This window comes from Weissella fangxianensis (genome assembly GCF_024718545.1).
GTDB classification, from domain to species: Bacteria; Bacillota; Bacilli; order Lactobacillales; family Lactobacillaceae; genus Weissella; species Weissella fangxianensis.
This window is the reverse complement of sequence record NZ_JAMXDB010000048.1, coordinates 1-11,048: the sequence shown is the minus strand read 5'-3', so window position 1 is coordinate 11,048 and position 11,048 is coordinate 1. Positions and strand designations below refer to the sequence as shown.

The window sequence follows — 11,048 nt, the reverse complement described above, 5'->3', positions numbered from 1 at the left end:
AAGTTGAAACTTTACTTGAACGGCATCAGATTAGCCACTCATACTCAAAACAAGGTTATCCTTATGATAATGGGCCAATTGAAGCTTTTCACTCATTGTTGAAGAGAGAGTTTGCCTTTCAAACAACTTTTTCCAATTTTGAGGACTTGGTAATCCGAACCTCAAATTACATCAGTTGGTTTAATTCCGACAGAATTAGAACGAGTGTTTAGAAAAAGATGTGCCATTTATTGACATAGGAGCATATTGTTTTCCCTCACTCTTAAAAAAGATTGTACGTAAATTCCAGAATAAATTACTTCTCTTTATATAATTTAAAAATTTAGACGATTTTTTATTATAATAATTACGAAATGTTACAGTTTGAAAGCCACATGTTTTAAGCATTTCTTGTAGAGCATAAGTTTGTAGTCGATTCCCATAATTATTATTATCAAATATTGTTACTATTCCAATTCTTACCATATTACTTCTACATTACTAATGTATGTGATTGATTACCATCTAAAAACAAAATTCACTGTACAATTAATTCTTTATATTTTTTTCTCATAACCAATCGCCAAATACCTAGTTTGACTAAAATTATTTTTATAAATTGCTTTCGAGTAATGTAGCGAATACTCCTAAGTTTAAAAACTTTAGATAAATGTAGCTTTATGTTTTTATATTTTTCCGAATCATCTAGCAATATTGTTATTCGTAGCGCAGTCAATAATCGCTGAATTCTGAACGATATCGCCTTCTCCTTTAAATCAGGAAAATTCTCTGAAAGAAACTCATCTATTTCAGAATCAAAATTTAAAAGTGAATAATAATCAGCAGGATTCATTGTATGTGTTATGCTCTTATCCCTTTGTAGATAAAAATATAGTTTTTCATGTATAAAGTTAACTTTATTAGCGGCAGCGAATAGTTTATACGCGATAGCCAAATCTTCATAATTTCGATTTTCCGGAAAACGAATATTAGTAAATATATTTTTTTTATACAATGAAGTCCAAACATACGGACGAATAGCCCCCAAAAATAATAATTCTAATACCTTATATCCGTCAATAGCATGCTCTGGAAAGCTTCTTTTAATGAAGCCAAAATCAACGCTAGCCTTTCTTACTGGCGTAAAATCAAACATCGTTATATCTGCATTATCTGATTTCATTTTTTTTAAAGATTTTTCTATTAGATTCTTTGAAATCCAATCATCTGAATCAACAAATAAAATATATTTTCCGCTAGACTTATCAATTCCAAAATTTCTTGCCGCGGAAGGACCTAGAGTTGGTCTATGAAAAACACTAACATTTGAGTGATTTAATGCATACCTATCACACATGTATTCTGAACCATCTGTAGATCCATCATCAACTAAAATAATTTCAATATTATAGTAACTTTGATTTAGTATGCTTTCCACACACTTTTCTAAAAAACTACTCACATTATATATTGGAACAATAATTGAAACAAGTTCATTATCCATAGCAGTTACCTTCCTCAATCAAATTAATTTAGTTCAAGTTTTTCCTGATTCCATCATGATTTCTAACATCAAGTGAAAAAGCTAATCCAAGAAAGAACCAAAAGGGTTTAGAATTATTTAATGATAAATCAAAAAAATAAATATAGAATATTGCCAAACAAAGTCCAATCGTAAATCCTAAATATCGTTTACTATATAAGTTTTTTAACATTACAATTAAACATAACAATATAAATATACTGCCAAATATAATTCCCCATTCAGCTATTAATTGAAGATAAGTGTTATGAGCAACAATACCAAATCCAGATAAACTATTAGTAACTTCAGTGTAATCAGCAAACCCGATGCCAAATCCATAAGTTTTATTTATAACACTTAATGCTTTTAACCAAACCGTTAATCGATCTGATCCACCAGAATTAAGTGCATTTCCTGCAAATAATGTTAGGATTCTAGATAAGGAAAAACTCATTGAGGCTATTTTATTAATAATATTTATAAAAAAATCTTGTGCTAAAATCATTACCGAACTAGACGACACTATAATAAGCAAAAAAGTAATCAAGTGTAAAAATTTTCTGCTCTTAATTAAATCAATACTGTATTTAATTAGCGCAAATATTAAAAAAATCAGTAATACTAATAATGATGTCTTAGACCCAGATAACAATGCAGAAACAATCAATACAAAAATCAATATTCTACTATGCCAAAATTCATGTGATTGCGAAGATACAATTGCTAATGAGAGAACTTGAATTAAAGAGTAATAATTAGGATCATTCATTAATCCTATATATCTCTCACTTCCTATTAGAAATGGAAACACTGACTCCAAATTTAGAAATGTAATGAGTATGCCAATTATACCAATTATAACGTTAAAATATATAAAACCTTTAAGAACAAGTAGTATCTCACCTTTTTCAAAACAAATACTTATAAAAAAATATAAAAAGACAATCACCAGTTTTATGATGGAGCTAGCTGATATTGAATTAACATTTAATATGTTGGGAATAATAAATAATGATACCGCGAGCTTGTAGATTATGACATACAGCATTAATAATTCAACTTTAATAAAAAATAATCTATGCTGACTCAGTAGATACAACAATACTAGTAAAATAATAGCATCAGATATAGATACATTCATACCTAAAATTATTTTTGAAAACGATAGGCTTGCGCCTAACATCAAAAATAATATTCTTCTGTACGTAGAATAATGTACATTTTCTAGCTCCAGCATTTTGGACTCCTTTTAAATTACCTATTAGTCAATTCATCGATTATTATTTTTTTTGTTAAATCCGTTCCATGGCCATAGAAATCTATAAACTTATTCTTAAAATTATGAGTTTCTTGACTAAAAGAGTTCTTAGATTGCTGTTTTATTAAAGTAGCTAAATCCTTTAGATTATCTGTCGCCAACAATTCATTACGCACGTCAAAATACATGCCTCTAGAATTTTGATATTCATCAAAATCATCTGTATAAGCAATCATCGGTTTATCAGTTATTGCATAGTCGAAAAGAATACTTGAATAATCAGAGACCAATAAGTCCGATCCGATAATTAAATCATTTAAAACCGGATATTTAGATACATTTATTAACTTAGAAATTAATGCATTACCGTTAATAACTTCTTCCACTTCTGAATGTGCTCTAAATAAGACAACAAAATCATCTGGTAGAAGCTTTAGCAATCCTTTAATTTTAATATATTGATCTGATTTTATAGCACCTACCTTGTTGCTATATTCACGAAATGTTGGAGCATATAAAATTGCAAATCTATTTTCAATTCCTAAAGTATTTCTAACACTCCTTCTGATACCAGTGTTCTTTTTCGACACTAAAATATCATTTCTGGGTAAACCAGTACTCCTGAATACACGTTCCGGTATTCTATAATCTCTACCAAAAATCTTTTTTTCATAATCTCCTTGAACTAAAAATAAATCTGCTGGAAGTTGCGTTTTCGATCTAAATAAATTTTGCTTTGAATCAATATCTATTCCGACTCGCTTCAATGGTGTGCCATGCCAAGTATTAATACAAAAGTTCCCTTTTCTTTTAAAAGACAGCCTTCTCTCAATAGATGTATTAACAATCCATATGCCCGATTTCATTGCATAATAGAAAAATCTCAAACTATCATTTTTAACTTTAATTGCTCCAGGGATAGAAAACTTATCAGGTTCATTAAGTATCCAAATCAACTTATATTCGCGAAAATATGGGTCATCTTTTATACTATTGAATATGGAAAGCGGACTATCATCAAAATTTTTCCCCGCAAGACTTTCAAATAATATAGTCTTTTTATCTATTTTAATAAATAAACTAACTACTTTTAAAACAAAGCTAAATAAGTAATAATAACCAAGATATATTATTTTACTTTTTTTAATTATTTTTATTATCTTATTCTTCATCAATTTTTCCTTTGTACTGATTAAATAGTTTTGTATACAGTGTTAACTGCATCCAATTCTTTTTTTAAGGTGAATTTTTGTTCAAAAATATATCTACTATTGTTTCCAAAGTACTTTCTTTTTTCTTTATCTTTTATCATTGTCAATATTGCATTATTAATATCAATAGAACCCTTACCGTTATTCACTAAAAATCCGTTATAATCTTCTCGGACCATTTCATTTATTCCACCAACATCACTAGCAATTACTGGCAGCCCTTCTCGAAGAGCTTCAATTATACTTATTGGAAGTCCTTCATAATTAGTAATCAGAATAAATGCATCACTACCGTCTAAAATCTTCTGTACATCTTTTCTAAACCCTAAAAATTTAAAATTATTACTCAAATCCAATTGATGAACTAACTGTTCACAATTTTTCTTTGTTGGTCCTTCTCCTATAAATTGGATAATGAATGGATTACTTTTTATAGATTCTACAGATTTAATTAGCAATTCTTGATTTTTTTGGGTATCAAATCTAGCTACCATTGTTAAAATCATTTTATTATTACTTGAGTTCGATTCTACATATGATGTTTCTTCAGCACCATTAAGAATAACAATTGTTTTTTTTAAATTAACTACCTTCATTTTCATAGCTAAATTTAAATCATACTGAGAAACACAAATAATTTTATCCGTATAGTTTGATAATATTTTTTCAATATATCTATATACAAAAGATCTCAATTTAGAAACACCTTCAGTAAATGCCCAGCCATGCACGGTGAATATAACTTTACAAAATAATCCTCTAGCTGCTAGCCGTCCAATAGCCCCTGCCTTTGAGGAATGAAGATGCAAAATATCAGGTGAAATTTTTTTTATTAATCTATGTAATTTAAATATTGCTTGAACATCAAGCCTTAAATTTAATGATCTTTGTAGATAGGGAAAGTAAATAAGCTGAACTTGTTCAAGCTCAGCTACCCTATTAAACAAATCACCTTTTTCACCTATAACTAAAGAAACCTCATTGCCTCTGTTAATCTGATCTTTAATTAATTCAAATACATGAGCTTGAGCGCCACCCCAATTTGAACGAGTAATACAGTACATTATTTTCATTACCTAGCTCCATCCCCAGTTACCACCACGCGAAGTGTTTCAAAGAAAATTGCCAGATCAGTAGTAATACTGAAATGTTCTATGTAGTACATATCATTTTCTAATTTCTGTGCTGGTGTATCATCATAACCACCATGAACTTGTGCGTATCCGCTTAAACCAGGCTTCACCAATAAACGTTGTTCAAATCCCTCAATATCTTCACTAAACTGTTGCGTAAATACTGGTCGTTCTGGACGGGGTCCAATCAAACTCATATCGCCTTTCACAACTGACCATAATTGTGGTAATTCATCAACTCGTGTTTTACGCATAAAATGACCAACACGTGTGACCCGTGCATCTTCTTTCTGTGCCCACATTGCACCAGATTTCTTTTCAGCGTCATTATACATTGAGCGCAATTTGGTCACTTTAATTGTCTGTCCCATTAAACCGACCCGTTCTTGGGTATAGAAGCATTTCCCTGGTGTCTCTATTTTCACTAAAACCATAAAGACTAAGATAATAATTGACGCTGGAATCATTAAAATTAAGGAAAATATTAAATCGAACAGCCGTTTGAATGGTGTATAAAAACTAAAAAAAGGCTGATCTAGCTTGGTAACAAAATCGTATTCATTCACTGTTTCGGTATGAATGACTTGATTTCCCATAATAAAACTCCCCCTAATCCGTTAACGATTCCCAATATAACTTTAACCCAGTCGAAATATCATAATGTGGTTGATAACCAATTTTCCGCAAACTATTAATGTCAGCATAAGAATTTTTAATGTCGCCGGTACGCTCTGGTTTACGAATAATCTGTAAGTCGCGGTTGATGATTTGTTCGTAAACCTTAATTACTTGGTTAAGGCTAGTATGTTGGCCCGCACCAACATTAAATACTTGATGGATAACCTCACTCTTTTTAGACAATAATTCTAACGCCTGAATGACGTCTTGAATAAATACAAAATCCCGCGTTTGTTCACCATCACCAAAAATCGTGAAGGCCGATTGGAGTTTTGCCGCTTGTGTGATCAACGACAACACGCCAGAATAAGGTGATTTAGGGTTCTGCCGTGGTCCATAAACATTGAAGAACCGTACTGCCACCGTCGGAATGTTGTATAACTTGCCGTAATCGATCACAAACCGCTCAGTTGCGAACTTATCAATTGCGTATGGTGTCAACGGATCAATCGTCGAATCCTCGTGCTTAGGTAGCTCTGGATTATTGCCATAGATTGCCGCTGACGAAGTAAACAACACTTTTTTAATAGGTAATTTATTTTCGCGAATGGTCTCTAAGATAAAAATATTTGCTTCTTGGTTGATTTGATGTGTTTCATATGGTCGCGCAACTGAGTCAGCAACACTGGCAATGGCTGCCAATAGATAGATATAGTCAAACTGTTCTTCGAGTAATAAGTCTTTCATAAAGCCATGATCAGTAATGCTATGTTCATAAAAAGTCACTTTAGGTGAAGTGGGTATATTACTTGCTAAGCCCATCGATAAGTCATCGACGACAATGACCTCATCACCATCTTGTACTAACTGATCAACTAAGTTTGACCCAATAAAACCGGCACCACCGGTCACTAAATCTTTATTCAATTGTCTTTCCTCCAAATTCAACTATTATCTAAACAACCAAAATTTTTTCTTCTCTTTAATATGGTGGTACTCACTTGGCTCTAAGTCGTCGCCATTAATGATCTTTTTAGCGTTATCTTGCATCCAAGTGACCATTTCCGTCCCATTATGCTTTTCCAGCTTAGCGAACGCCTTCTGCATGCGGAAATTTCTGCCTCTCAGGTTATGCGCGTCAGAGGCGAAAACAAAGCCTAAGCCGGCATCAATGATCCGTTGCGTAAAGTCAGCCACTTTATCACCGAACACGCCTAAGTAGCTACTAGCGGTAATTTGCGTCAAGCAACCGCTAGCTACAAAATCATAGAGCAACTCGTGCTTCTTTTGAATACCGTCATTCCGTTCCGGATGAACGATCACCGGTGTGATACCCGCTGCTTGTAATTCAAAAATCATTTGGTTCGTGTATTCTGGCACCTCACTATGGGGGAGTTCCAACATCAGGTAGCGATTAGTTTCGTCAGCGAACAATACGTCATCATTTTTAATGGCTTGCATTAAGTCACCATTGATATGTGCTTCTTGCCCTGGGAAGACAACTAAATCGATTTTAGTTTCATCCAACGCCGCCTGAAATTCTGCAGTCCGCTGAATCACGTCAGCCTTATGATTGGTATATTTGCCGTCCATGTGGTGTGGCGTTACCAAAATATGACTGATACCATTATCTACAGCCACTTGGGCCATGGCTAAAGCATCAGCCATGGTATGCGCCCCATCATCACATCCCGGTAAGATATGACAATGTAGATCGATCATTTCTTATCATCCGTTCCGTAATACCCACCATAATACCCACCGTAGTAACCGCCAGAAGCTGCATCTGTCACGCGGTTAAGTACGGCACCGATCAGGTTAGCGTTCACCTTTTTGAGTAAGTCGCGCGCCCGTAAAACAGCCCCTTTAATAGCAATACCTTGGGGAACCACCAAGATCACGCCGTCAACCTTACTTGCTAGAATTTGTGCATCGGTGACCTTATTAACTGGTGGTACGTCCAGAATAATAATATCGAATTGTTCTTTTAAGACTTTCAGTAATTGATCCATTTTCGAGGAGTTAAGTAATTCAGACGGATTCGGTGGCACCGGACCGCTTGGTAAAACGTACAAATTCGGTACTTCAGTCTCATGAATACTTTCACTTAAATTCGCCTGTTTTGCCGTTAAAATCGTGGTTAACCCTTGACTATTAGAAACGCGAAAAGAGCGCGCAACCGTTGGCCGGCGTAGATCACTATCGATCAACAGGACTTTATTCCCTTGATCCGCCCAAGTTACGGCTACGTTAGAACTAATCGTTGACTTACCTTCTGAAGAATCAGCGGACGTAAAGAGCAGCGTTTTCAATTGCCGATCAGCAGAAGAGAACTGAACGTTAGTCCGAATCGTTCGGAACTGTTCGGCAATCGAAGAGGATGGCTTGGTTACGGTGATCAACCCGACCCCATTTTTCATACTGCTCGAATCCAACTGCTTTTTCTTTTTAAATAAAGCCATTAGTTCACCCTCCGTCGTAATTCTGCACTACGCGGCGGCAACTCATCGGTTGTTTCCGCAACCCGCGTATGATGCCCGTGTTGACCGTGTTGTTGTCCAGCAGAGGCTCGCTTCTTAATATCTTTGTCTGAAATTTCCGAAACAATCCCTAAGCTGGTCAAACCTGCTTCAGCCAAAAAGGCTTCATCCTTAACCGTTTTATCCAACGCTTCATTTAAGAAGGCCAAGCTAATTCCGGCTAACAAGCCGAGCACGAACCCAATGGCAATATTTAATGGTAACCGCGGTGAAACTGGTGATTCATTGACCGCTGCCTTGGAGACGATCGAAACGTTATTAACACTCATGATCGATTTGATCTTATTACGGAAAGTCTGTGCCGTGACGTTAGCGATTTTAGCCGCTTCTTGGGGGGCGGTCGTTTTAACGTCGACTGAGAACACCTGCGAGTTTTCTTGACTACTGATCGAAATTTCGCTGCTTAACTTACCAACCGTTTGTCCATTACCCACCGTCTTAGCGACGTCTTTCAAGATCGTTGGACTAGTGATAATATCCTTATAAGTACTGATCATTTGCACATCAGCCTGGTTTTGTTGCAGGGCAGCCGTTTGTTCACTTGCATCTAATTTACGATTAACCAATAATTGTGTTGTCGATTGGTATTTAGGTGTCATCACGAAGAACGTCACGACGAACGCCAATAACGTTACGATGATCGTTGATCCGATAATGATCTTTAAATGTTTGCGCAACGTCAACAGAATATCTTCAATACTCAGGGTTGCCTCTGAATGGCTCGTTTCGTTCATTTAAAAAGCTCCTCCTATTTACACACTCTTAAGGTGAATCCATTAGTTAAATCTACTAATGGATTTTAGATGTTACAGTTGGTGACCATCCCTGTGGCTAAAAAGTCCCACAAGAAATATGACCAGATCATACATAGATGACGGGATAATTTATGCAGAGCATAAATTTAAATTTTTGATTTGTTTCGGCTACCTACCGAACAAGTTTCTTTTTGTTTTATATTTTCTAATAAGCACTATCATTGATTAAACTTACTGTTTAATTCACTGTCATTATAGTTTGTTTACATAACAGTTTCATGACAAACACGTAAAAATGAATGTTAATTACCATGTGACATACCGTGTCGCGCTATTTCCGAATAATCGTTCGCAAATAGTGCCTTTTGTGCGATTAATTAGTCGTTTTTTGCACCAGTTTCAAAATGGCTTTCGCCGTATCACTTAAGCTGCCATCTTTTTTATAATTACTTAGCAATACGACACCAGTTTTACCATCCTCGGTAAAGGCTAGCGCATTGTGGTAACCAGCAAAGTCAGCTCGACTGACTAACCGGCTGCCATCAATAGTCAACCGTCCAGTATAGGCAGTCCCCGCTTTGGCGATGGCCCCTTGATGCATGTACTTTTCACCGACAAAACTACTACTGGTGATGTAATGAGTCAACAGTGCCATATCGCTAGCTGTGGTATAGAGCTGTTTTGAGCCTAACTGATCATTCATCGTTTGGAAAAGTGTGTCTTGCGTGACCGCTGAAGCACTGTCACTAGCCTTATCATAAGTGAATGATGGGGCTAACTTAGATTGTACCGCGGCGCTGGTGACAAAGCCTGTATGTTTGACCCCAGCTGGTTGCAAAAGCGTGTCCTTAATGAATTTCTGGTAGGATACACCAGAGGCTTGCGCGATAATGCCAGAAAGTAACGCATAATTGACTGTCTGGAAATTATACTGACCTGTTGTGGTCACAGTGGCATTCGCTAAATTCCATGCGATCACGTCTTTGTTTAACTCGCTAGCCGGTAAAACATCCAACGTCAAGCCAGAAGTCATTTCCAAAAGGCTGCCTACCGTGACACTAGCATCGGCATTATCTAATAGATAATATTTGCTTACCGGTGTGGTCAGATCCAACTTGCCATCTTTGACTAACTGCATCACGGCTGCCGCAGTCAGCGTATTTTGTAGCGCTCCGATTTGGTACTCCGTCGTCGCCGTCTTGGTATTCTTTTGTGGATCTTGTCCGTATGGCTGTTGATAGACCAACTTGCCATCCTGAATCACCGCCACATTACCGACAAACTGGAGCCGTTTCAATTGCGCTTTCAGCTTTGTTTCATCAATGGTAGAACTTGCAGTCTTATCCGTTGTTGCCATTGGCGTTGTTTTCTCCGTCTTATCAGTCAACTTGTGAAAATAAACGTGAGCTAGACTGTTTTTTTGATAAATTGCTGCCACAGCCCCACCACCGACGATTATCAATAAAACCAGTAAGACTGCCACGATTCGTCCTGCTTTATATTTCATGCACACCTCCGCCATCACTGCAATCTTCATAAAAAAATCATAAAAATATACATCATCTATCCAACTATAACATAATGGTATACACCAAACAACTTGAATTCAAGTCTTGTTACATAGTTGTAACAATTAATGTCAACAAGAATGATCAAGTTTTTACAGTTCTTTTTTCACTTCTATATAATAGCAATATTCTTTACCGAACATCGTCATTTATTCGTATCAGCTATATATCAACCAATTCTTATTAGATAATTCATTAAGTTATAATATCAACTTAAAAATATTAAAACTAATTAGGTAGATTGTAAAATTAATCCGAACGCTGTTCGGACAAAAAAGATCAGCTTCCTTTAAAATGGTGTTTACCACAAACCCATCTTTTAGGAGCTGATCTTTTGCTCTTATGCTAGATTTACGGACAGATTTTCTTCTGCCCTGTAAACTAATAGCATAGGAGCATTTTTTAATATGATTCAATACAAAAAAGAATTTAAGCAGTCTCTTGTTGAGATGCACAATCAA

At 35.5% G+C, this 11,048-nt stretch carries 12 protein-coding genes; 1 reads left to right on the top strand and 11 read right to left on the bottom strand.

Features of this window, described 5'->3' with window-relative positions:
- A partial coding sequence (locus tag NGR58_RS09260; RefSeq protein ID WP_154815691.1) for an integrase core domain-containing protein occupies window positions 1-212 on the top strand: 212 nt, incomplete at its 5' end.
- A 305-nt stretch (window positions 213-517) separates the two neighbouring features.
- Here NGR58_RS09260 and NGR58_RS09255 read toward each other — a convergent pair.
- From NGR58_RS09255 to NGR58_RS09205, 11 genes are all read right to left on the bottom strand, one after another.
- Window positions 518-1,483, bottom strand: coding sequence for a glycosyltransferase family 2 protein (locus tag NGR58_RS09255; protein WP_258089229.1), 966 nt, complete (start codon window positions 1,481-1,483; stop codon window positions 518-520).
- A gap of 28 nt (window positions 1,484-1,511) precedes the next feature.
- Window positions 1,512-2,741: an O-antigen ligase family protein gene (locus tag NGR58_RS09250; protein WP_258089228.1), complete on the bottom strand. Its 1,230-nt coding sequence runs from the start codon at window positions 2,739-2,741 to the stop codon at window positions 1,512-1,514.
- A gap of 17 nt (window positions 2,742-2,758) precedes the next feature.
- Window positions 2,759-3,934 (bottom strand): CDP-glycerol glycerophosphotransferase family protein, encoded by a 1,176-nt coding sequence (locus NGR58_RS09245; protein ID WP_258089227.1) that lies wholly within the window; start codon window positions 3,932-3,934, stop codon window positions 2,759-2,761.
- Between the two features lie 20 nt (window positions 3,935-3,954).
- Window positions 3,955-5,046: a glycosyltransferase family 4 protein gene (locus NGR58_RS09240; protein ID WP_258089226.1), complete on the bottom strand. Its 1,092-nt coding sequence runs from the start codon at window positions 5,044-5,046 to the stop codon at window positions 3,955-3,957.
- On the bottom strand, window positions 5,046-5,702 hold the full coding sequence (locus NGR58_RS09235; protein WP_258089225.1) for a sugar transferase: 657 nt from the start codon (window positions 5,700-5,702) through the stop codon (window positions 5,046-5,048). The genes NGR58_RS09240 and NGR58_RS09235 overlap by 1 nt, the downstream gene beginning before the upstream one ends.
- A 13-nt stretch (window positions 5,703-5,715) precedes the next feature.
- Window positions 5,716-6,651, bottom strand: a complete 936-nt coding sequence (locus NGR58_RS09230; RefSeq protein ID WP_407077159.1) for an NAD-dependent epimerase/dehydratase family protein — start codon at window positions 6,649-6,651, stop codon at window positions 5,716-5,718.
- A 24-nt stretch (window positions 6,652-6,675) separates the two neighbouring features.
- A complete protein-coding gene (locus NGR58_RS09225) occupies window positions 6,676-7,446 on the bottom strand; it encodes a tyrosine-protein phosphatase (protein WP_345791609.1) in 771 nt (256 codons plus the stop codon).
- Window positions 7,443-8,186 carry a CpsD/CapB family tyrosine-protein kinase gene (locus tag NGR58_RS09220; protein WP_258089222.1) on the bottom strand — a complete coding sequence of 248 codons (744 nt, stop codon included), beginning with the start codon at window positions 8,184-8,186 and terminating at the stop codon, window positions 7,443-7,445. Before NGR58_RS09220 ends, NGR58_RS09225 begins: the two co-directional genes overlap by 4 nt.
- Window positions 8,186-8,998 carry a YveK family protein gene (locus NGR58_RS09215; protein WP_258089221.1) on the bottom strand — a complete coding sequence of 271 codons (813 nt, stop codon included), beginning with the start codon at window positions 8,996-8,998 and terminating at the stop codon, window positions 8,186-8,188. Before NGR58_RS09215 ends, NGR58_RS09220 begins: the two co-directional genes overlap by 1 nt.
- 394 nt (window positions 8,999-9,392) lie before the next feature.
- Complete coding sequence (locus NGR58_RS09210) at window positions 9,393-10,526, bottom strand: serine hydrolase domain-containing protein (RefSeq protein ID WP_258089220.1); 1,134 nt, start codon at window positions 10,524-10,526, stop codon at window positions 9,393-9,395.
- 261 nt (window positions 10,527-10,787) lie between these two features.
- The coding region (locus NGR58_RS09205) for a hypothetical protein (protein WP_258089219.1) at window positions 10,788-11,048 on the bottom strand (261 nt) is incomplete at its 5' end.